General features: G+C 59.2%; 1 protein-coding gene. It reads right to left on the reverse strand.

The window, feature by feature from the left end; genetic code table 11:
- Positions 1-230: LysR family transcriptional regulator (locus ACZYOF_RS44735; RefSeq protein WP_463719718.1), on the reverse strand; the 230-nt coding region annotated here is incomplete at its 3' end.
- Between the last annotated feature and the right edge of the window lie 25 nt (positions 231-255).

Genomic DNA, 255 nt, shown 5'->3' on the forward strand with positions numbered 1-255 from the left:
ATGATCGAGGCCGCCTCACGGTAGAAGAGTTCGCCTGCGACGGTTGGATGAATGCCGCGTCCACCGCGCCGGAGCAGTGCGACGCCAAGCTCAGCTTCAAGGGTAGTCATTTGCTGACTGAGGGCGGGCTGCGCCACGTGCAGCATGTCTGCCGCCCTCGTAAAGCTACCAGCATCCACGATGCCCAAGAAATAGCGGAGATGACGAAGTTGCAGGAAGTTAGGTGACATCAGTCGCGTTCGATTTCGGCAGCTC

This window comes from Bradyrhizobium sp. LeoA1Lang (assembly GCF_055413685.1).